Below are 22103 nucleotides of genomic sequence, written 5' to 3'. Positions count from 1 at the left end.
GAGGGGCAAACCCTCTGACTGCACAAGGATGTAAGACATGCCAACCAACATCGATACCCATGATCTCGATGCCACCTCCGGCGCCGTGTATTTCGCCGTCGGCCGTGGTACCGAAGGGGGTCCCGCCTCCTACCATCTGGCCATCGCCGGCATCACCCAGGGCGTGACCGAACCGCACTGGGGCACAGTGAACAAAGTCGCGCAGAACAGCGGTTACAGCCTGGGCGCGATCCAGGTCGACTTCGGCCAGCGCGGCGAGTGGGCGCTGGGCGCCATCGACGGCCACGCACTGAAGGCGGGCGAGACGACCTATGTCGACGCCGTGATCGATCAGGCCAGCAGCTATGCCAAGGCGCACAACCTGCCGTTCACCCAGGACCACGCCGACCTGCGCCGCGACCTGCTCAGCCACGGCAATGGCCTGAGCGGGCGCAGCTCGATCCAGTTCATCGATACCAACACGCGCGACAGCATCAACGCCTGGGCCGGTTCGGCCGAGGGCAAGCAGTGGATCCACGCGAACATCGACTACCCGCAGGTGCGCAACGCCACCCGGATCGGCATGGCGATGGTGGACGCACACGGCAGCGGCATCGCCGAGGAAAACCGCTTCGAAGCGATCAGCCTGATCGCCAAGACCGCCAACCAGTTGCCCAGCCAGCTGCCCAAGCTGCAGAAGGTGCTGGAAGAAGGCGGTGACTACGAGGCGCTGCGCGCGAAGGCCGGGCAGATCCGCGAGACCTACCAGTACTTCGACGCGCCCAAGGCCGGCGACATCGCCGTGCGCTACGAAAATGCCTACGCCAACAACAAGGACGCAATGGACCGCGCCCATGCCAAGGTCAGCAGCCGCGACTACTCACCCGCCGGTGAGCACAACGATGCAGACATCAAGGTGGCGCTGGACCAGATCGGCGCACCGCGCCAGCAGGCCGGTTCGCAGACGTTGAAGGAAGGGTCCAGCGGCCGTGACGTGCTGAAGCTGGAGAGCAATCTGGTCACGCTGGGCTATGCCAGTGCTGGCGGCCAGCAGACGCTGAATCCGGACCGGCGCTTCGATGCCACCACCCGCAAGGCGGTGGAAGACTTCCAGCGCGCACACAATCTGGACCCGGTGGACGGCAAGGCCGGGCCAGCCACGCTGGCCGCGATCGACCGCGACGCGCGCGAACTCCAGGGCAACCTGGCCGCGCTGGGGCTGACCGACGCCAAGGGTCAGGCCATCGGCAGCGACGGCTATCTGGGCGGTGGCAGCCGCCATGCGATCAACGCGTTCCAGCAGCAGCATGGCCTGCCTGCGACCGGCATTGCCGATGCGGAAACCCGCCAGGCGCTGGCCAATGAAGTGCAGCAGCGTGCGCAGGCACAGGGCAACACCCAGGAGCAGCAGGCCGCGGCCGAGCCTGCGCGCGAGACGGTGTACCCGATGTCCGACCCGCGCAGCCCGCAGAACTGGCTGTACACCGAGACCCTGGTGCAGGTGAAGTTCGCCGAGGAAGCGCGTGGCCTGCCCTCCGGCGAGCACAGCGAGAAGCTGGCCGCTGCGCTTACCGTGGAAGCTGCACGTGCCGGCCTGTACCGGGTTGATCGCGTTGAGCTGAACCAGGATGGCTCGATGGCGCGCGCGGTGCAGGCCAATGCGCTGCATGACGAAAGCGCGTTGAACCGCAATACCGCGCCGGTATCGACCGCTGACGCGATGCGCCAGAGCGTGCAGGAGAACAGCGAGCGGGCGTTGCAGGTGAGCGATCAGCAGCGCGAGCAGCAGAAGATCGACCAGCAGACCCAGCAGCACGGCCCGCGGGCCATGATGGCGTAAGAGAGCGGGCCCACGGGCCTGCGAGTGCCATTACCTTGCTCACCCCTCGTCGGCTTGAGGCCGACGGGGGCATTGGTTGAGGTGCGTCGAGGATTGTCGCAAATGCGAGGTCTTGCGCCCCGGAGCGTGCCCACGCTTCGAGGGAGTCGGCCTCGAGGTGTAGCCGATCCGGTTTGATCGCGTCGACGCTTTGACGACAGATAAGTCCGTCCGGAGCTTTCCCTAAGTGGTCAGTACCCGCCATCCATAGGCGGTCTGCTTCTTGAAACACTGCCGCCTCAGGCGGTCAGGTCTCACAGGTGGGCGTCGCGCAGATCAATCTGTACCTTCGGCGTCACGTGCGGGTAATCGAACACCGCACCCAGAGGGCCGGCCGAGGCAAAGAACACCTGCCCACGCACGCGGTAGACCTGCGTGTCACCGGCATCGTAGCGCTGCATATCCAGCATGCGGCCGAGGAGTTCGATGACCATGTTGGCCATGCCCTGGGCGACGAATCCGCGGTCACGCTCGCTGGGCGTCTCGGCGATGTCCTCGACGTTCTGCGACGATGCCGGACAGCGGAAGGCAGCGAAGCATGCCGCCGCCCTACAATCGGGCCATGGCCACCCACCGCCCGCAGTTCTTCGACCCCGCCACCGAACAGGGCGTGCTGCGCCTGTCGATCGCCGCCTCGCTGCTGCTGGCCGCCGCCGCAGTGGTATTCGGCCTGCTGGCCAATTCCTCGCTGATCATCTTCGACGGCATCTACGGCCTGATCGACGTGGTCATGACCTGGCTGTCGCTGCTGGTGGCACGCCTGATCGCGCTGTCCACCCAGACCGACGCGTTGCAGTCGAGGCTCAACCAGCGCTTCACCATGGGCTTCTGGCACCTGGAACCGATCGTGCTGGGGGTCAGCGGCACGCTGATGATCGGTGCGGCACTGTATGCCCTGGTCAATGCGGTGGATGCACTGATGTCCGGGGGCCGCCACATCGCACTGGGCCCGGCCATCGCCTTCGCCGGGCTGTCCATCGTCGGCGAAGGCGCGCTGGCCTGGTTCATCCTGCGCGCCAACCGCCGCATCGGCTCGGAGTTCATCGCACTGGATGCGAAAAACTGGGTGATCGCGGCCAGCATGTCAGCCTGCTACCTGCTGGCCTTCCTCGGCGGCGTGCTGGTGCAGGGCACCTCGTGGGCCTGGGTCGGGCCGTACATCGACCCGGCCATCCTCGCCTTCGTCTGCGTGCTGGTGATGATCGCCCCGCTCGGCACCGTGCGCCGGGCGCTGGCGGGCATCCTGCTGGTCACCCCGCCGGAGCTGCAGGCGCACGTGGATGCCGTGGCACGCGCGATCGTGGCCAAGCATGGCTTCGTCGAGCACCGCAGCTACGTGGCGCAGGTGGGGCGAGGCGAGCAGATCGAGCTGTTCTTCGTGGTGCCGGAAAACGACCCGCCGCGGCCGCTGGTGGAATGGGACCAGCTGCGCGACGAGATCGGCGACGCGCTGGGCGAGGCCTCGCCGGACCGCTGGTTGACCATCATGTTCACCACCGACCGCGAGTGGACGATCTAGGCCACCAGGACGATCGATCAAGTTTTTCGTACGCCCTGCAACCCAACGTACGCGGAAACCGGGCAAAGTACGCTCCAACGCACCACCCACCCACCGACCAGGAGCATCCCGATGTCCATCGAAAAGGTTCTGTACACCGCCCAGGCCACCTCCACCGGCGGCCGTGAAGGCCGTTCCGTCTCCTCCGACAACGTGCTGGACATCCAGCTGTCGACCCCGCGCGAGCTGGGCGGCGCCGGTGGCCCGGGCACCAACCCGGAACAGCTGTTCGCCGCCGGCTACTCGGCCTGCTTCCTGGGCGCGCTGAAGTTCGTGGCCGGCCAGGCCAAGGTCGCGCTGCCGGCCGACACCACCGTCACTGGCAAGGTCGGCATCGGCCAGATCCCGACCGGCTTCGGCATCGAAGCCGAGCTGACCATCAGCGCTCCGGGCGTGCCGCGCGAGCAGCTGGAAGAGCTGGTGCAGAAGGCGCACATCGTGTGCCCGTACTCGAATGCCACCCGCGGCAACATCGACGTGACGCTGATCGTTGCCTGATGGGGTGCTGCCGGCCAGCGGCCGGCACTACCAACGTAAAGAGCAAAAAAATGGGCGGATGCCGGTCGAAACCGAACATCCGCCCATCCCACCTTCGTTGTCCCACAGGGGGGCATGAGGTTGCCGGCCAGCGGCCGGCACTACCAGGTCACTTCTCGCTCGTGATGAGCTGCACGACGCTGGAGAAATCCAGCTTGCCGCGGCCGGCCTGGTGGTTCATCGAGTACAGGTTGCGGGCCACTTCGCCCAGCGGAATCGAGGCACCGACACTCATCGCCGCTTCCACCGCCAGGCCCATGTCCTTCAGCATCAGATCGCTGCCGAAACCGCCGCTGTAGCCGCGCGAGGCCGGCGCGTTTTCCAGCACGCCCGGCCACGGGTTGCACACTTCAGTGGCCCAGCTGCGGCCGGTGCTGACCGCCATCATCTGCGACAGCACCTTCGGGTCCAGGCCGTGCGCCACGCCCAGCGCGATGGCTTCACCGGTCACCGCCATGATCACGCCCAGCGCCATGTTGTTGCACAGCTTGGCGACCTGGCCGGCGCCGCTGGCGCCGACATGGAAGATGTTCTTGCCCATCGCCTGCAGCACCGGGCGCGCGCGTTCCAGCGCGTCCTCTTCGCCACCGACGATGAAGGTCAGGGTGCCGGCCTGGGCACCGGCGGTACCGCCGGACACCGGTGCGTCGATCATCTGCAGGCCACGCGCGGCAGCGGCCTCGGAGACCTTGCGGGCGCTGGCCGGGGCGATCGTACTGCAGTCGATGACCAGCGCACCGGCCGGAATCGCGGCAAGGATGCCGTCATCGCCCAGGTACACGCCTTCGACGTGGCGGCTGGCCGGCAACATCGAGATCACCACTTCGGCATCGGCCAGGGTGTCGCGCGCCGACGACGCAGCACTGGCACCGGCGTCAACGGCGGCCTGCACCGCGGCCGGGACCAGATCGAACACGCGCACGCTGTGGCCGTTCTTGACCAGATTGGCGGCCATCGGGCCACCCATGTTGCCCAACCCGATGAATGCAATGCGGCTCATGCAAGGCTCCTTTCAACAAGGGGAGTGCCCAGGTCGGCCAGCGGATGCGCGGCAGCGGCCCAGGGGGAAGCGAAGAAGGTGTCGGCCCACGCGCCGGTGGCCTCGGCCAGGGTGGCCGGGTTCCACTGCGGATTGCGGTCCTTGTCGATCAGCAGCGCGCGGATGCCTTCGGCGAAATCACCGTGGGCGGCGCAGTGCAGGGCGACGATGTACTCCAGGCGATAGACCGCGGCCAGGTCCTGGCCGGTACTGCGGCGCTGCAGTTCGTACGCCAAGCGTGCCGAACCCGGTGCGCCGGCAGCCAGGGTCTTCTGTGCCGCCTGCAGCCAGGCATCGTCGGTCTGCAGCTTGCTGATGCGCTCGATGATCGCGGGCAGGTCATCGCCCTCGCACAGCGCCTCGACCTGCGCGGCATTGGCCAGCAGCGGGCCGGTGGCGGCATCGCTGGCATGCGACTGCAGCAGATGGGTCAGGCGTTCGTGGTTGTGTGCGGAATCACTGGACCAGGCCACCTGCAGCAGCGCATCGAACACTGCACTGCGGCGCTCTTCGGCCACGTGCACGTCGGCCAGGCCGGCGTAGATGGCATCGCCCGGGTTGAGCAGTGCGCCGGTCAGCGCCAGGAACAAGCCGCCCTTGCCCGGTACGCGCGGCAGCAGCCAGCTGCCACCGACATCGGGGAACAGGCCGACGGTGATTTCCGGGAAGGCCAGCTTGGAACGCTCGCTGACCACGCGGTGGCTGGCGCCGGACATCAGGCCGATGCCGCCACCCATCACGATGCCATGGCCCCAGCACAGGATCGGCTTGGCGTAGGTGTGGATGAGATGATCGACGCGGTATTCGACGTCGAAGAACTCGGCGGCGTAGTCGTTCTCGCGGATGTCGCTGCAGCCGGCCTCGCGGAAGGCGACCATGCTCTTGTACAGGCTGTGCAGGTCGCCGCCGGCGCAGAACGCCTTCTCACCGGCGCCCTGCAGCACCACCATGGCGATGCCGTCGTCATCGGCCCAGGCCTTCAGCTGCTTCAGCAGCAGGTGCGCCATCGGCAGCGAGAAACCATTGAGCGTGCGCGGCGCGTTGAGCGTGGCGATGCCGATGCGCGCGCCGTTGCCGGCCACGCGCTCCTCGAACAGCACCGGTGCGTCGTCGGCAACGGTGTCGGTGCTCATGCGTTCTTCCACTGCGCGGTGCGCTTTTCCAGGAAGGCGGTCACGCCCTCGACCTGGTCGGCGGTGTCGAACAGGTCGACGAAGGCTTCACGCTCGGCCACCAGCGCCGAGGCGTGGGTGCCGGTGCGGGTGGACTGCACCAGGGTCTTGCAGGCGGCGATGCTGGTCGGGCTCTGCTTGCCGGCCTTCTTCGCCCATTCCAGGGCCAGTGCCTTGGCTTCGCCCTTGCCGACCTTTTCTTCGGCCAGGCCAATGCGCAGTGCGGTCTCGGCATTGATGCGCTCGCCCAGCAGGATCATGCGCTTGGCCCAGCCCTCGCCGACCAGGCGCGGCAGGTTCTGGGTGCCGCCAGCACACGGCAGCAGGCCGACGGTGGCCTCCGGCAGCGCGACCTGGGCGTGGTCTTCGATGATGCGCAGGTCGCAGGCCAGCGCGCATTCCAGGCCACCGCCCATGGCGTAGCCGTTGATCGCGGCGATCGACACGCCACGGAAACCGGACAGCGCTTCGAAGGCTTCACCGAAGCGGCGCGCGGCCTCGCGTGCAGCGGCCTTGTCGCCGGAGGCGAACTGGTTGAGGTCCGCACCGGCGGAGAAGAACTTCTCGCCGTCACCGGTGATCACCAGCGCGTAGATGTCGCGGTCTGCGTTGAGCGCGCCCACCAGGTCGCGCAGCGCCGACAGGCTGTGCACGGTCCAGGTGTGCGCCGGCGGGTTGTTCAGGGTGACCACGGCGGTGTGGCCATCCACCTCCACCTTCAGGCCCACGTGCTCCTGGGTACGCCAATCCTTCATCGCAGTTCCTCTTCGGTGTTGAGCAGGTGACGGGCAACGATCACCCGCATGATCTCGTTGGTGCCTTCCAGGATCTGGTGCACGCGGCAGTCACGCAGCAGGCGCTCGATCGGGTATTCGCGGATGTAGCCGTAGCCACCGTGGATCTGCAGCGCTTCGTTGCACACGTTGAAGCCGGCATCGGTGGCGAAGCGCTTGGCCATCGCGCACCACACGTTGGCGTCGCTGGCACCGGCATCGAGCTTGCGCGCGGCGGTGTGCACCATCTGCCGGGCGGCGACCAGCTGGGTGACCATGTCGGCCAGCTTGAACTGCAGCGCCTGGAACTCGGCCAGCGCCTTGCCGAACTGGCGGCGCTCGCCCATGTAGCGGCGTGCGGCATCCAGCGCACCCTGCGCGGCACCCAGCGAGCAGGCGGCGATGTTGATGCGGCCGCCGTCCAGACCCTTCATCGCCAGCTTGAATCCGCCGCCTTCCTCTCCCAGAAGGTGGCTGACCGGCACGCGGACGTTTTCGAAGGTGATGCCACGGGTGGGCTGGCTGTTCCAGCCCATCTTCTCTTCCTTGCGGCCGAAGCTGATGCCCGGCAGGTCCGACGGCACCGCAATCGCGCTGACACCCCCGGCACCGGGGCCACCGGTGCGCGCCATCACCACCAGCAGCTCGGTGGCACCGGCGCCGGAAATGAAGGCCTTGGAGCCGTTCAGCACATAGAAGTCGCCATCGCGCACGGCGGTGGTCTTCAGCGACGCCGCATCGGAACCCGCACCCGGTTCGGTCAGGCAGTACGAGGCCAGCTTGCTGCCCGAGGACAGATCGGCGCCCCACGCATCGCGCAGGGCCGGCTGGCCCCACTTGGACACCATCCACGAGGCCATGTTGTGGATGCTGATGTACGCCGCGGTCGACGGATCGACGTTGGCGAGCTCCTCGATGACGACGGCGGCGTCCAGTCGGCTCAGGCCGCTGCCGCCCACTTCCGGGTCCATGTACAGGCCGCAGAAGCCCAGTTCACCGGCCTTGGCGATCGCCTCGCGCGGAAAGATGCCCTCCGCATCCCATCGCGCAGCGTGCGGCGCCAGTTCGGCCTGTGCGAAGTCGCGCGCCGCCTCGCGGTACGCCTGCTGCGCTTCTTCCAGTTCCGTCGTCATCGAGTGGCTCATGGCTGCTCCTGCCGTTACTTCAGGCTGATCGTGGTGTTGACGCCGTGGCTCAGCGTCTCGTCATCGAACCAGCGCGCGGTGACCGTCTTGGTCTGGGTGTAGAACAGCACCACCTGCTTGCCGTACGGGCCGAGGTCACCCAGCTTGGAGGCGCGCGAACCGGTGAACGAGAACAGCGGCACCGGCACCGGGATCGGCACGTTGATGCCGACCTGGCCGACGTCGATGTCTTCCTGGAACTTGCGCGCGGCCGCGCCGGACTGGGTGAACAGTGCGGTGCCGTTGCCGTTCGGGTTGCTGTTGACCATCGCGATGGCGTCTTCCAACGTTTCCGCTTCGAGGATGACCAATACCGGCCCGAAGATTTCTTCCTGGTAGATGCGCATGTCGGTGGTGACACCGGCAAAGATGGTCGGGCCGACGAAGTTGCCCTTCTCGAAACCATCGACCTGCGGCTTGCGGCCGTCGAGTACCAGCTTGGCGCCCTGCTCCACGCCCGAGGCGATCAGGCCTTCCACGCGCTCACGGGCGCTGCAGGAAATGACCGGGCCGACGTCGGTGCCGGACACGGTGCCGGCGCTGACCTTCAACGTCTTGGCCTTTTCGACCAGGTCCTGCACCCAGTTGCGCGCCTCACCGACCAGCACCAGGGTGGAGGCGGCCATGCAGCGCTGGCCCGCGGCACCGAAGGCGGCACCGACCATCGCGTTGAGGGTCTGTTCCTTGTTGGCGTCCGGCAGCACCACGGCGTGGTTCTTGGCGCCCATCATGCACTGCACGCGCTTGCCGGCCAGCGAGGCGCGGTTGTAGACGTGGGTACCGACGCGGGTGGAGCCGACGAACGACACGGCCTTGATGTCCGGGTGGTCGCAGATCGCGTTGACCACTTCCTCGCCGCCGTGGACGACGTTCAGCACGCCCTTCGGAATGCCGGCTTCCAAGGCAAGCTCGACCAGGCGCATGGTGACCATCGGGTCCTGCTCGGACGGCTTGAGGATGAAGGTGTTGCCCGTTGCAATCGCCATCGGGAACATCCACAGCGGGATCATCGCCGGGAAGTTGAACGGGGTGATGCCAGCGCACACGCCCAGCGGCTGCATGATCGTGTAGGTGTCCACGCCATTGGCCACGTTGTTGGCCAGCTCGCCCAGCTGCAGGTTGCCGATGGCGGCGGCGTGCTCGACCACTTCCAGGCCACGGAACACATCGCCTTCGGCGTCTGGCAGGGTCTTGCCCTGTTCGGCGGTGAGGATGTGGGCCAGCTCGCTCATGTTCTCGCGGATCAGCTGCTGGTACTTCAGGAAGATGCGCGCGCGGGTACCGATCGGGGTCTTGCGCCAGGTCTTGAAGGCTTCCTTGGCAGCGGCGACGGCGGCGTCCACTTCGCCGGTGGTGGCGAACGGCACTTTGGCCAGCACGTCCTGGGTGGCCGGATTGATCACGTCCTGCCAGTGGGAGGTGGCCGATTCAACGAACTGGCCATCGATCAGCATGCGGATACGGGGCGCTGCAACAGTCATGACGACAATCCCACGGGGTGCGAAAGATGCTTGGCATTATTCACATCACCCGTCTCGATTTCCGGGCTGAATCCGCTTAATCTGGCCAACACGCCAGACGATTCATGTTAATTCTGTGAATTATTCAGCCACCCAGCGGCAGCTTGGCCTGCGCTTGCTACGGCTGCGCGAGCAACGCGGCTACAGCCAGGTGGACCTGGCCCGCGCCTTGGGCCTGTCGGCCAGTTACCTGAACCAGATCGAGCGCAACAAACGCCCACTCACCCCGGCCGTGCAGAAGAAGCTGGGCGAGGTATTGGGCGATGTTTCCTCACTGTTCGACGAAGATGAGCCCGCTGCCCTGCAGGAAGCCCTGGGCGAGACCCTGCGCGACCTCGGCTTGGCCGAAGTCAGCGCGACCGAGCTGCGCGCCCTGGCCGGCAACCTGCCGCAGGTCAGCCGCGCACTGCTGGACCTGCACCGCCGCCACCTGGCGCTGCGCGAGCATGCCGCCGCGCTGGAGTTCCAGCTGGGCGAGCCCGGTGCCGGCAGCACCCTGCCCGCCGGTGACCAGGTGCGCGAGTTCTTCAACCGCATGCACAACCACATCCCCGAACTGGACGAGCTGGCCGAGCAGCTGTTCGCCGAATGGGGGCTGTCGCCCGGGCATGTGGCACCGCGGCTGCGCCAGCTGCTGGCCGACCGCCATGGCGTGCTGGTGGAAGTGGCCGCACTGCAGGCCGGGCGCGAGAAACGGCAATACGATGCCGATGCGCGGCGGCTGTGGCTGCCCGATTACCTGGAGCCCGGCCAGCAGGCGTTCCAGATGGCGGCCGAGCTGGCCCTTCACGGCTACCTGCCGCAGATCGATGCGGTAGTGGCGCGCGCTGGCTTCAGCGATGAGGCACGCATCGCGCAGGCGCGGATTGGCTTGTCGAATTACTTCGCCGGTGCGTTGGTGATGCCGTACATGCGTTTCCTGCGTGCGGCCGAGACCAGCAGTTACGACATCGAGCTGCTGGCGCACCAGTTCGGCGTGGGCTTCGAAGCGGTCTGCCATCGGCTGAGCACGCTGGCACGGCGCAGTGCGCCCGGGCTGCCGTTCTTCTTCATCCGCGTGGACCGTGCCGGCAACGTGTCCAAACGCCATTCGGCCACCGATTTCCACTTCTCGCAGGTGGGAGGGTCGTGCCCGCTGTGGATCGTCTACGAGGCGTTCAACCAGCCCGGGCGCATCCTCACCCAGACCGCGCGCATGCCCGATGGCCGCCGTCATTTCTGGCTGGCGCGGCAGGTCAGCAGCGGGCCGGTGGGCCATGGCCAGCCACGCAAGACGTTCGCGGTGGCGTTGGGCTGCGACCTGCAGCATGCCGAACGCCTGGTGTATTCGCTGGGGCTGGATGTACAGAGCCCGGGGAACTCGGTGTCGATCGGGCCGGGTTGCCGGGTGTGCCCGCGCGAGGACTGCATGCAGCGCGCGTTCGCGCAGTTGCCGGGGCGGTAGGGGGTTCTGCAGGGCTGCGCCCTGCACCTGCGGTAGTGCCGGCCGCTGGCCGGCAACCTCAAAAGCAACAGCGGGCTTTCCGTGGGATGGCGGGGTGGTGTCGGATTGCGGGGACGCCGTGAACCCGTCCCTGAAGTGACCCCCGGCATCCATGCCGCGGACACCCCGCAATCCGACACCAGCCCGCCTTCGACAGTTTCCTCCTGCTGCTGGAACCTGATGCTGATGCTGATGCTGATGGTGGGTGCCGACCGTTGGTCGGCACGCTCTGGCCCTGCGCGAAATGCATCCACGCATGGCGTGGATCTACTACCGGCTCAGTAGATCGGGGTCACCTTCATCTGCGGCAGCGGGCGTGGTGCACCGTCAGTGAGGTCGGGGCCGAGGTCCTCCCAGCTGCGGCCCTGCTCGACCATCAACCCCCACAGCTGCTGCGAGGCCAGCCGCTTGTCTTCCGAGCCCAGCTTGTACGACGGTGGCGTCGGCTGGCCACTGGCAACCATCGCGTACGCCGCGCGGTAGGCCAGTACCTGCTGCGCCGGATCATCGGTGCGTGCCACTTCCACCGTGTAGCGCTGGTAGGCCGAGGCCAGGTTGCGCCAGCGGATCCAGTAGTGGTTCTCGAACGAGAACGAACAGAAGCGCGCACCGGCCAGGCTGCCCTTGTCGGCGATGCGGGTCAGCACCTCCTGCGGCATGTCCAGGTTCATGCCGCCTTCGTCGCCCTGCAGGCTGACGTGCACGATGCGGTCGCGGTAGCCCGGCGCGCGCGCCTGCAGCAGATCGCGCCAGTTCTGCATGGTCGCCACCACCGCGAACAGGAAGCGGCCCAGCTCGGCGGCCGCCAGCGGTGTGGCGATCGACTGGTAGGTGCGCTGCCAGCCGTGTCGGTTCTCGGTGGGCAGGAACACCGCGTGCTCCAGCGACTGGCGGCCACTGCTGCCGTGGTTCACCTCTTCAGCGTGCTGCGGGTAGACCAGATTGATGGCGAAGGTCGGCCAGCGCGGCAACGCGGCATCGAACAGATGGATCGGGAAATTGCTGCTGATGCCACCATCGGAGAACCAGCAGATGCGGAAGGCGGTGATCACCGGGCCGCAAGCCTGCCCGGCGCTGGTCAGCCCTTCCATGCTGTCGGCCACGTTGTGCTCGGGGTCGGCCGCCGGCGCGGTCGGCTCGCAGCGTCGTTCGCGGCGTGAGGGTTCATGCAGCGGCACCGCGCTGATCAGCAGCGGGAAGCTCAGGCTCATGCGCGTGGCCACCAGTACCGGCAGCTTCGGGCCCGGCGGCAGGTGGTAGTACTGCCGCCCTTCCACCTCCAGCGGCGGGCCGGCCTGCGTCACCAGCCACTGCACCACGCTGGCCGGGAACAGCTGCTCGAATTCCTCGCGCAGGAACCAGAACTGTGCGCCGCCCAGCGGCAGCGTGCGCGGCTCGTTGTGCGACACGCAGGTGGTGATCATCTGCAGGCTGATCGCATGCGGGCTGTCCGGCTCGCCGGCATAGCGCGGCGCATCGTGCAGGTCGGCGAAGGTGAGCGGTGCATCCAGCGGCTTGCCGGACAACTGCTGCAGGCATTCGTGCAGCCACTCGGTCAGTGCCGGCGTGCGTGCATCGCGGCCGAGGCCGCTGCACAGGCCCAGCAGATTGCGTCGCGCCACGCGTGCCACACGAAGCGCGGCACCGGCCACACCCGCACCGTACGCGCACAGCAGAGACGGCAGCAGCGTGGCCGCCACCCCGCTCCAACCACCGCCCCACCAGCCCAGGCCGAGCAGCAGCGCCAGCGACACCAGCACTTCCAGCGGCGCGATCTCGAACACGGCAACGGCCAGGCACAGCAGCTTGTGCGGCAGGCTGGCATTGCCGGTCAGCACCACCAGCAGGCGATAGGCCGCGCGTGCGCCGCGTGCGGGCTGGAACAGGCTGTAGATGAAGCCGCGCCGCGACAGCTGCGCCGACACCGCCGACAACCCGCCATAGCCTGCATCGCCGGGCAGGTGCTCGCCGGCCTGCTGGCGACGATCACCGCAGGCCGCCGCAGCCGCCACGGCGGCGGCGATGGCGCCGGCCGAAGTGCCGCCGATGCTCTTGAAGCGATACTCGCGCGCCAGCGCCAGTACCGCATTGGGGTACACGATGCCGCTGGTGATGCCGCCTTTCATGACCAGATCGCAGTACTTGTCCGCCACTGTCTTGCCCCCGAGCATGCCGTCCGCCGCGTGGGTGCCAGTATGGCGCAGGGGCTTCTCAGGGCCTGAGAACAACGGCGCAGTCCGCGCACGCAATGCGCCGTTCAGCAGAAAGCACGGCTGCAGGCTTGACCCGCCCCGCCATCGGCGTAGCATCTGCAGCAAGCCAAGGGACAGACCCGCGGCTGCCACAACGACATGAGGGATTCTCATGGAATTCGACTATCTCGTCTTCATCGGGCGATTCGAGCCCTTCCACAACGGCCACGCCGCCGTTGCCCGCCTGGCCCTGAGCCGGGCCCGCAAGCTGATCTTCCTGGTCGGCTCTGCCGATACCCCCCGCAGCCTGCGCAATCCCTGGACCGTGGCCGAACGCGCCGTGATGATCCAGGCCGCCCTCGATGGCCACACCGACCGTCTGCTGATCCGCCCGCTGCGTGACCACCTGTACAACGAAGCGCAGTGGATCGCCAACGTGCAGCGCCAGGTGGCTGAAGCCCTGCGCAACGACGGCGCCGCCGCCGATGCGAAGGTGGGCCTGATCGGCATGGACAAGGACGCGTCCAGCTACTACCTGCGCGAGTTCCCGCAGTGGCCGCTGGTGGACGTGCAGCATACCGCCACCCTGTCGGCCACCGAGCTGCGGCGCTACCTGTTCGAAGCCGGCGACGTCGACTTCCACGGCGCGCTGCTGATGCTGCGTGGCAATGTGCCGGCGCCGGTGTACGACATGCTCGAAGCGTTCCGCAAAAGCGCGCCTGCGTATGGCCAACTGGTGGCCGAGTACCGCTTCATCGAACAGTACAAGGCCGCCTGGAAGGATGCGCCCTACGCGCCCACCTTCGTCACCACCGATGCGGTGGTGGTGCATTCAGGACACGTGCTGCTGGTGCGTCGCCGCTCGGAACCCGGCAAGGGGCTGTGGGCGCTGCCCGGCGGCTTCGTCGGCCAGGAACAGAGCCTGCTCGACAGCTGCCTGCGCGAACTGCGCGAGGAAACCCGGCTGAAGATTCCACTGCCGGTGCTGAAGGGTTCGCTGAAGGGCCAGCAGGTCTTCGACCACCCCGACCGCAGCCAGCGCGGCCGCACCATCACCCACGGCTTCCACTTCGAGTTTCCGGCCGGTGACCTGCCGCCGGTGCGCGGCGGCGATGACGCCGACAAGGCGCGCTGGATACCGGTGAGTGAAGCCCTGGACATGGGCCCGCAGCTGTTCGAAGACCACCTGCACATCCTGGAGTATTTCCTCGGCCGCGGCTGACAGGCCCGGCCTCCCCACTGGCGGACAGACCGCTGGTGTCACTCGACGCGAAGGAGCTTCCGTCATGCACTACCTCGATAATCTTCTCCTCAACACCGACAGCTACAAGGCCAGCCATTGGCTGCAGTACCCGCCGGGTACCGATGCCACGTTCTTCTACGTCGAATCACGTGGCGGCCTGCACGATCGCACGGTGTTCTTCGGCCTGCAGGCGATCCTCAAGGACGCGCTGGCACGACCGGTCACCCACGCCGACATCGACGACGCTGCTGCGGTATTCGCCGCCCATGGCCAACCGTTCAACGAGGCCGGCTGGCGCGATATCGTCGACCGGCTTGGCGGCCACCTGCCGGTGCGCATCTGCGCCGTTCCCGAGGGCAGCGTGGTGCCCACCCACCAGGCACTGATGACCATCGAGTCGACCGATCCGGCTGCGTTCTGGGTGCCGTCGTATCTGGAAACGCTGCTGCTGCGCGTGTGGTATCCGGTCACCGTGGCCACCATCAGCTGGCACGCACGGCAGACCATCGCCGCGTTCCTGCAGCAGACCAGCGACGACCCGCAGGGGCAGCTGCCGTTCAAGCTGCACGACTTCGGCGCGCGCGGTGTATCGAGCCTGGAATCGGCCGCGTTGGGCGGTGCCGCGCACCTGGTCAACTTCCTCGGCACCGATACCGTGTCGGCGCTGTGCCTGGCACGCGCGCACTACCACGCGCCGATGGCCGGCTATTCGATTCCGGCCGCCGAGCACAGCACCATCACCAGTTGGGGCCGCGAACGCGAGGTGGACGCCTATCGCAACATGCTGCGCCAGTTCGGCAAGCCCGGTTCGATCGTGGCGGTGGTGTCGGACAGCTATGACATCTACCGCGCGATCAGCGAACACTGGGGCACCACCCTGCGCGATGACGTGATCGCGTCGGGCGCCACCCTGGTCATCCGTCCCGACTCGGGTGACCCGGTGGAGGTGGTGGCCGAAAGCCTGCGCCGGCTGGATGAAGCCTTCGGCCACAGCCTCAACGGCAAGGGCTATCGCGTGCTCAACCACGTGCGGGTGATCCAGGGCGATGGCATCAATCCGGACACCATCCGCGCGATCCTGCAGCGCATCACCGACGACGGCTACGCCGTCGACAACGTGGCCTTCGGCATGGGCGGTGCACTGCTGCAGCGGCTGGACCGCGATACGCAGAAGTTCGCGCTGAAGTGCTCGGCCGCACGGGTCGAGGGTGAGTGGATCGACGTCTACAAGGATCCGGTCACCGACGCCGGCAAGGCCAGCAAGCGTGGCCGCATGCGCCTGCTGCGCCGCCTGGACGATGGCAGCCTGCATACGGTGCCACTGCCGGCCAATGGCGACGACACCCTGCCGGACGGCTTCGAGGACGCAATGGTGACCGTGTGGGAGAACGGCCGCCTGCTGCACGACCAGCGGCTGGACGACATCCGCACGCGGGCGGCCGTGGGGCATTGAAGGTGCATCCCGACCGGGGTTGGATCCCGTTGCAGCGCAGCGGGCTCTGCCCCCTGCGCTCTTGACCGGCGCCACCAACAGGTCCACCTTGCACACGCCGAAGGTATCCCTCCCATCGCTGCGGCGCGGGGAGGGATTTAAACGGGAATCCGGTGAAGGCGCCTCGCGCGTCCATTCCGGAGCTGCCCCGCAGCGGTGAATGGAAACGAATCCTGCCAACAGCACTGGGCTCGCGCCTGGGAAGCGGCAGGTAGTAGGTGGGCTGCGGCCCGAGTCCATCAGCCCGAATACCGGCCCCGGCCGGGGGACACGACCGTCCCCTGACTCGACCTGGAATCTCCGCGGGGAGGTTGCCGGGGCCGTCGTCGTCCTGCGCGTGCAGGCGATGTGGCCGCGCGCGTCCTGTTCACGGTATCCGGCCAGACCCGTTCACCCACGCGCTGATGCATGGGCCACCGCCGTTGCCGGCGGTCCATGCGGTACCTGACGATGACCGAGCTCCAACGCCCCACCCTGACCCTGCCCGCCGACGGCAAGCGCCTGCTGCTGCATTCGTGCTGCGCGCCCTGTTCCGGCGAAGTGATGGAGGCGATCACCGCCTCCGGGATCGACTACGCGATCTTCTTCTACAACCCCAACATCCACCCGGTGAAGGAGTACGAGCTGCGCAAGCAGGAGAACATCCGCTTCGCCGAGCAGCACGGCATTCCTTTCATCGACTGCGACTACGACACCGACAACTGGTTCAGCCGTGCACGCGGCATGGAAAACGAGCCTGAACGCGGCATCCGCTGCACGATGTGCTTCGACATGCGCTTCGAGCGCACTGCGCTGTACGCGCACGAGCACGGCTACGACACCATCAGTTCTTCGCTGGGCATCTCGCGCTGGAAGAACATGGCGCAGATCAACGACTGCGGCATCCGCGCCGCCTCGCGCTATGAAGGCCTGCAGTACTGGGACTACAACTGGCGCAAGGGCGGCGGTGCCAGCCGCATGATCGAGATCAGCAAGCGCGAGCAGTTCTACCAGCAGGAATACTGCGGCTGCGTGTACTCGCTGCGCGATGCCAACCGCCATCGCCGCGAGAATGGCCGCGAGCGGATCAAGATCGGCCTGTTGTACTACGGGCAGGACGCTGGGACGCCGCAGGACGATTGACGTGCAGGCATGGGGCGGCCACGCTGGTCGCCCCTTCTGTTGTACCGGAACTGCCATGACCGCCCTGCCCGCCGATGTCGCCCTGCTGGTGATCGACCTGCAGCCGGACTTCATGCCCGGTGGCGCCCTGGCCTGCGACCAGGGCGATGCGCTGGTGGCACCCATTGCCGATCTGCTGGCGCAGCGCCGCTACCGCACCGTGGTGGCAACACAGGACTGGCACCCGGCCGACCATGCCTCGTTCGCCAGCCAGCACCCCGGCCAACGCCCGTTCGAGACCATCCTGCTGCACGCGCAGCCGCAGACCCTGTGGCCGGACCACTGCGTGCAGGGCAGCGCCGGTGCCGCCCTGCACCCGGGCGTGGACTGGACCGTGGCCGACCTGATCCTGCGCAAGGGCACGCGCCAACAGGTGGATTCGTACAGCGCCTTCCGCGAGAACCACGGCCCCGAGGGCGAGCGCCCGGCCACCGGCCTGGCCGGCTGGCTGCATGAACGCCGCATCCGCGAAGTGCACGTATGCGGCCTGGCCCGTGACTACTGCGTGCTGTGGAGCGCGCAGGACGCGGTGAAGTCCGGCTTCCGGGTGAAGTTCCTGTGGGAGCTGACCAAGCCGGTGACCGAAGCCAACGACGTGATGGTGCGCGAGGCGCTGGGCAAGGCGGGGATCGCGATCGTCTGAGGCGTGACCGCCGGGCATGGCCCGGCGCGGCGCTACCGCGCACGTCGCTATGCCGCTTGCGCGCTCCTGCCCACAACAACACAATCGATTCATCCAGCCCCCTAACTACGCCCCCCTATAGATCGCGGGACGGCCGAACCGGGGGCTTTTCATTGGATGAAATCAAGATTCGGTAGTGCCGGCCGCTGGCCGGCAACCTCGGGACCTCTGCAGTTGCCGGCCAGCGGCCGGCACTACCGGATAGCACCCGTGGTAGCGCCGGGCCATGCCCGGCGGACGCGGGATGGGCGATTACCGGAATACCACCGTGCGATGCCCGTTGAGCAGGATGCGGTGCTCCACATGGCGGCGAACCGCGCGTGCCAGCACCAGCGATTCGGTATCGCTGCCCAGCCGCACCAGTTCACGCGGTGCCATCGCGTGGTCCACGCGGGCCACGTCCTGTTCGATGATCGGGCCTTCGTCCAGGTCCTCGGTGACATAGTGCGCGGTGGCGCCGATGATCTTGACCCCACGCGCGTGTGCCTGGTGGTACGGCTGCGCGCCCTTGAAGCTGGGCAGGAAGCTGTGGTGGATGTTGATGGCACGGCCGGCCAGCGCGCGGCACAGCGTGGGTGACAGGATCTGCATGTAGCGCGCCAGCACCACCAGGTCGATGCGTTCGCGCTCGACGAGGTCGATGATCTGCTGCTCCTGCACCGCGCGTGTATCGGCGGTCACCGGCAGGTGGTGGAACGGCACCTGGTAGGACGCCGCCAGCGGCGCGAAGTCGGCGTGGTTGGACGCCACTGCTGCGATGTCCACCTTCAGCTGGCCGCTGTGGGCGCGGAACAGCAGGTCGTTGAGGCAATGCCCCTGTTTGCTGACCAGCACCAGCAGCCGCGCGCGGCGTCGGCCATCGTGCAGCTGCCAGTCCATGCCGAAGCCTTCGGCAAGCGTGGCCATGGCGGCGTGCACGGTCTCCAGCGGCAGGCCGGCATCGCGGTCGAAGTGCACGCGCAGGAAGAAGCGGCCACTCTCCTCATCGCCGAACTGCTGGGCGTCGAGGATGTTGCAGCCGTGGTCGAACAGCAGGCCGGACACGCGGTAGACGATGCCGGTGCGGTCGGGGCATGACAGGGTAAGAATGGAATCGGGGCGCATCGCCACAGTGTAGGGCAGCGCCCTGCCCAGCGGCCGGATGATCACGGGTGCAACCGACCTGCTTGGTTCAGTACCAAGCGATACTTGGACCTTCCCGTGGCAAGCTGGTCGGTCATGAACCTGTTGCAACTGATCCGCAGCTTCACCCGCACCGCAGAGACCGGCAGCATTGCCGCCGCGGCCCGCATCCTTGGCATCAGCGCCACCGCGGTCGGCCAGAACATCAACCGGCTGGAGGCCCATCTGGGCGTACGGTTGCTGAACCGGAGTACGCGGCAGCTGGCCCTCAGCGAGGCCGGCGCGCTGTACCTGGCGCAGGTGCGCCACATCGAAGCCGACCTGGCGCGCGCGCAGGCGATGGTCACCGCCGGTGACATCGAACCGGCCGGGCCGCTGCGCATCGCCAGCAGCAGCGCCTTCGGTCGCCACGTGCTTGCCCCCTTGTTGCCTTCACTGCAGCAGCGCTACCCACAACTGCAGCTGGAGCTGCGCCTGACCGACCGCGCCGTGCAGCATGGGCCGGAAGCGGTGGATGCCAGCATCCGCATCGGGGCGCAGCTGGAGGACGGCGTGGTCGCGCGGCAGCTGGCGCGTGTTCCGTTCGTGTTCTGTGCCTCGCCGGCCTACCTGAAGGCGCACGGCACCCCGCAACAGCCTTCCGAACTGGGCGGTCATCGCGGGTTGCTGCACCGCTTCCCTACCGATGGCCGGCCATTGCGCTGGGGCCTGCTGAAGGACGGCCAGCGCGTGGACGCCACGCTGCCACCGAGCATGGTCTGCGATGACATCGATGCGCTGGCGACGCTGGCGGCGGCCGGTGCCGGCATCACCCGGCTGGCCGCATTCGTGGCCGAGCCGTACCTGCGCGAGGGCCGCCTGCAGGCGGTGTTCGGCGCCGACACCGCGTGGCGCCCGGAACCGATGGAGGTCTACTTCTGCGTCAGCGACCGCCGCGATTTCACCGCCAAGATCCGCGCGCTGTTCGAACACCTTCAGGCCGGCATCGCGCCGGCCTGGCGGGTGTGAGCCTCAGCGCGTCTTGAACACGCCGCGCGCATCGCGCGGCTCGCAGCGCAGGTACTGTGGCGCAGGTTCCACGCTGTCGCGCAATGCGGCAGCGGCATGCCACGGCCAGCGCGGGTCGTAGAGGATGCCGCGCGCCAGGGCCACGGCATCGGCGTGGCGATGGCGCAGGATCGATTCGGCCTGCTCGGGCTCGGTGATCATGCCCACGGCGATGACCGGCATGCGCACCTTGGCCTTGATCGCTGCCGCGAACGGCACCTGGTAGCCCGGACCGACGGTGATCTTCTGGCGTTCGTCCAGGCCACCGCTGGAGACGTGCAGGAAATTGCAGCCGCGCGCGTCCAGCACCTGGGCCAGCGCTTCGCTCTGCACCAGATCCCAGCCGCCATCGACCCAGTCGCTGGCGGAGATGCGCACGCCCACGGCGACCTTGTCCGATACCGCCGCACGCACGGCGTCGAACACTTCCACCAGCAGGCGCAGGCGGTTCGGCAATGAGCCACCGTAGCCATCAGTGCGACGGTTGCTCAGCGGCGACAGGAACTGGTGCAGCAGGTAGCCGTGGGCGGCATGCAGCTCGATCAGCTCGAAGCCGAGGCGCTCGGCACGCACCGCACTGGCGGCGAAGGCGGCGATGACCTCGGCGATGCCGGCCTCGTCCAGTTCCTGCGGTGCCGGATCGGCGGCGTGGAACGGCAGCGGCGACGGCGCCACGGTGGCCCAGCCACGCGCATCGTCGGCCGGCAGCTGGCCACCGCCGTCCCAAGGGCGGTTCACCGAGGCCTTGCGACCGGCATGGCCGAGCTGGATGCCCAGCGGCATCGGCGACCAGCGGCGGACGCTGGCCAGTACCTGTGCCAACGCGGCCTCGGTGCCGTCATCCCAAAGGCCCAGGTCGGCCCAGCTGATGCGGCCACGCGGCTCGACCGCGGTGGCTTCCAGGATCAGCAGGCCGGCGCCGGATTGCGCCAGGTTGCCCAGGTGCATGGCATGCCAGTCGCTGGCGCGGCCGTCTTCGGCGGAGTACTGGCACATCGGCGCGACGACGATGCGGTTGGACAGGGTCAGGGGGCCGAACGAGATCGGCGAAAACAGCTGGCTCAAGACAGTGATGGACGACGTAGGGGATGCGTATTGCACCGCCGCACGGCTCCGGGATCAACCATCTGGATGGATCGCTGTTTCGCGGCGGCGGGTGGCCTGTAGAGTCGACTGACAGTCGACTCTACCCAGCCGATGGTTCGATAACCGACGCCAGGGCCTCAGCACAATCGCGTTCATCCTTGAACTGCAGCAGGTCGTCTGCACGGGTGCGGCCACGGTTCAACGCCGTCACCGGCAGTCCTGCTTTGGCCGCCGCCTGCACGAAGCGGAAGCCGGAATAGACCATCAGCGACGAGCCCACCACCAGCACGGCGTCGGCCTGCTGCAGGTGCTCGTGCACCGCCTCCACCCGCTCGCGGGGCACGTTTTCGCCGAAAAATACCACGTCCGGCTTCAACACCCCGCCGCAGTGCGGGCACCCGGGTACCACGAAGCTGGAGAAATCGGTCTCCAGGTCGGCGTCGCCATCAGGCGCGACGCCGGCCTCCAGCGCATCCCAGCCGGGGTTGGCGTCCAGCAGGCGCTGCTGGAAGTCCTCGCGGCCACTGCGGCGCTCGCAGCCCATGCAGCGCACCAGGTCCAGGCGGCCATGCAGGTCGATCACGTTACGGCTGCCGGCGCGCTGGTGCAGGCCGTCCACGTTCTGGGTCAGCAGCACCTGCAGCTTGCCACGGCTTTCCAGTGCGGCCAGGGCCTGGTGGGTACCGTTGGGCCGGGCCAGGCCGAAGCGCGGCCAGCCCAGCAGGCTGCGCGCCCAGTAGCGCTGGCGGGTAGCCGTCTCGCCCATGAAGGCCTGGTAGGTCACCGGTGGCGTGCGTTTCCACTGGCCGTCGCTATCGCGGTAATCGGGAATGCCCGAGGCGGTGCTGCAGCCGGCGCCGGTCAGCACGAACAGGCGCTGGGCGCGGTCGATGAAGTCGGTCAGTGGCGGGGTCATGGCTGCCAGATGGGGGCGCCGCAGCGCCCCCGCAAGCG

General features: G+C 67.6%; 19 protein-coding genes and 1 riboswitch. Of the genes, 9 read left to right on the top strand and 10 right to left on the bottom strand.

What is annotated here, in order from left to right; all coding sequences use genetic code 11:
- The first annotated feature begins 37 nt into the window (after positions 1–37).
- Entirely contained in the window at positions 38–1819 is a 1782-nt protein-coding gene (locus AC5P68_RS14125; protein WP_033833503.1) for a peptidoglycan-binding domain-containing protein, read from the top strand.
- A gap of 293 nt (positions 1820–2112) precedes the next feature.
- Here AC5P68_RS14125 and AC5P68_RS14120 read toward each other — a convergent pair whose 3' ends face one another.
- Positions 2113–2292, bottom strand: a complete 180-nt coding sequence (locus tag AC5P68_RS14120; protein ID WP_033833506.1) for a hypothetical protein — start codon at positions 2290–2292, stop codon at positions 2113–2115.
- A gap of 104 nt (positions 2293–2396) precedes the next feature.
- On the opposite strand from AC5P68_RS14120, the gene AC5P68_RS14115 reads away from it, so the two are divergent.
- On the top strand, positions 2397–3377 hold the full coding sequence (locus AC5P68_RS14115) for a cation diffusion facilitator family transporter (RefSeq protein WP_049403794.1): 981 nt from the start codon (positions 2397–2399) through the stop codon (positions 3375–3377).
- Between the two features lie 111 nt (positions 3378–3488).
- The gene (locus AC5P68_RS14110; protein ID WP_014035621.1) at positions 3489–3914 is read left to right on the top strand and encodes an organic hydroperoxide resistance protein; all 426 of its coding nucleotides are present in this window, start codon (positions 3489–3491) and stop codon (positions 3912–3914) included.
- 148 nt (positions 3915–4062) lie between these two features.
- Here AC5P68_RS14110 and mmsB read toward each other — a convergent pair whose 3' ends face one another.
- From mmsB to AC5P68_RS14085, 5 genes are read right to left on the bottom strand one after another with little or no spacing between them, the layout of a single operon-like run.
- The gene (gene mmsB, locus AC5P68_RS14105) at positions 4063–4953 is read right to left on the bottom strand and encodes a 3-hydroxyisobutyrate dehydrogenase (protein ID WP_005407687.1); all 891 of its coding nucleotides are present in this window, start codon (positions 4951–4953) and stop codon (positions 4063–4065) included.
- On the bottom strand, positions 4950–6125 hold the full coding sequence (locus AC5P68_RS14100; RefSeq protein WP_049433153.1) for an enoyl-CoA hydratase/isomerase family protein: 1176 nt from the start codon (positions 6123–6125) through the stop codon (positions 4950–4952). Before AC5P68_RS14100 ends, mmsB begins: the two co-directional genes overlap by 4 nt.
- Positions 6122–6919 (bottom strand): enoyl-CoA hydratase, encoded by a 798-nt coding sequence (locus AC5P68_RS14095; RefSeq protein ID WP_005411946.1) that lies wholly within the window; start codon positions 6917–6919, stop codon positions 6122–6124. The genes AC5P68_RS14100 and AC5P68_RS14095 overlap by 4 nt, the downstream gene beginning before the upstream one ends.
- Entirely contained in the window at positions 6916–8082 is a 1167-nt protein-coding gene (locus AC5P68_RS14090) for an acyl-CoA dehydrogenase family protein (protein ID WP_033833499.1), read from the bottom strand. The genes AC5P68_RS14095 and AC5P68_RS14090 overlap by 4 nt, the downstream gene beginning before the upstream one ends.
- A 14-nt stretch (positions 8083–8096) precedes the next feature.
- Positions 8097–9602: a CoA-acylating methylmalonate-semialdehyde dehydrogenase gene (locus AC5P68_RS14085; protein WP_012478809.1), complete on the bottom strand. Its 1506-nt coding sequence runs from the start codon at positions 9600–9602 to the stop codon at positions 8097–8099.
- A 115-nt stretch (positions 9603–9717) separates the two neighbouring features.
- Here AC5P68_RS14085 and AC5P68_RS14080 point away from each other — a divergent pair, with 115 nt between their 5' ends.
- Positions 9718–11085 (top strand): helix-turn-helix domain-containing protein, encoded by a 1368-nt coding sequence (locus tag AC5P68_RS14080; RefSeq protein WP_049452549.1) that lies wholly within the window; start codon positions 9718–9720, stop codon positions 11083–11085.
- Positions 11086–11402: 317 nt separating this feature from the next.
- Here AC5P68_RS14080 and AC5P68_RS14075 read toward each other — a convergent pair whose 3' ends face one another.
- Positions 11403–13295, bottom strand: a complete 1893-nt coding sequence (locus AC5P68_RS14075; protein WP_423373163.1) for a patatin-like phospholipase family protein — start codon at positions 13293–13295, stop codon at positions 11403–11405.
- A 193-nt stretch (positions 13296–13488) separates the two neighbouring features.
- On the opposite strand from AC5P68_RS14075, the gene AC5P68_RS14070 reads away from it, so the two are divergent.
- The 4 genes from AC5P68_RS14070 (at position 13489) to pncA (ending at position 17855) form a co-directional block, all read left to right on the top strand.
- The gene (locus AC5P68_RS14070) at positions 13489–14538 is read left to right on the top strand and encodes a bifunctional nicotinamide-nucleotide adenylyltransferase/Nudix hydroxylase (protein ID WP_005411941.1); all 1050 of its coding nucleotides are present in this window, start codon (positions 13489–13491) and stop codon (positions 14536–14538) included.
- A 64-nt stretch (positions 14539–14602) separates the two neighbouring features.
- Complete coding sequence (locus AC5P68_RS14065) at positions 14603–16012, top strand: nicotinate phosphoribosyltransferase (RefSeq protein ID WP_423373162.1); 1410 nt, start codon at positions 14603–14605, stop codon at positions 16010–16012.
- An 83-nt stretch (positions 16013–16095) separates the two neighbouring features.
- Positions 16096–16325, top strand: a riboswitch (cobalamin riboswitch).
- Positions 16326–16486: 161 nt separating this feature from the next.
- Positions 16487–17173 carry an epoxyqueuosine reductase QueH gene (locus AC5P68_RS14060; RefSeq protein ID WP_005407678.1) on the top strand — a complete coding sequence of 229 codons (687 nt, stop codon included), beginning with the start codon at positions 16487–16489 and terminating at the stop codon, positions 17171–17173.
- Between the two features lie 55 nt (positions 17174–17228).
- Entirely contained in the window at positions 17229–17855 is a 627-nt protein-coding gene (gene pncA / locus AC5P68_RS14055; RefSeq protein ID WP_049403799.1) for a bifunctional nicotinamidase/pyrazinamidase, read from the top strand.
- 291 nt (positions 17856–18146) lie between these two features.
- On the opposite strand, the gene purU is transcribed toward pncA, so the two are convergent.
- Entirely contained in the window at positions 18147–18998 is an 852-nt protein-coding gene (gene purU / locus AC5P68_RS14050; protein WP_005411937.1) for a formyltetrahydrofolate deformylase, read from the bottom strand.
- Positions 18999–19112: 114 nt separating this feature from the next.
- Between purU and AC5P68_RS14045 the strand changes: the two genes are divergently transcribed.
- Positions 19113–20024, top strand: a complete 912-nt coding sequence (locus AC5P68_RS14045; protein WP_111108756.1) for a LysR family transcriptional regulator — start codon at positions 19113–19115, stop codon at positions 20022–20024.
- Between the two features lie 3 nt (positions 20025–20027).
- Here AC5P68_RS14045 and AC5P68_RS14040 read toward each other — a convergent pair whose 3' ends face one another.
- Both AC5P68_RS14040 and AC5P68_RS14035 read right to left on the bottom strand, forming a co-directional pair.
- The gene (locus AC5P68_RS14040; RefSeq protein WP_005411935.1) at positions 20028–21128 is read right to left on the bottom strand and encodes an NADH:flavin oxidoreductase/NADH oxidase; all 1101 of its coding nucleotides are present in this window, start codon (positions 21126–21128) and stop codon (positions 20028–20030) included.
- A gap of 121 nt (positions 21129–21249) precedes the next feature.
- Complete coding sequence (locus tag AC5P68_RS14035; RefSeq protein WP_495217103.1) at positions 21250–22065, bottom strand: NAD-dependent protein deacetylase; 816 nt, start codon at positions 22063–22065, stop codon at positions 21250–21252.
- Positions 22066–22103: the final 38 nt, after the last annotated feature.

It is taken from the genome of Stenotrophomonas sp. YJH_SMC_58 (assembly GCF_059369635.1).
This window is presented reverse-complemented; position numbering and strand designations above follow the sequence as displayed.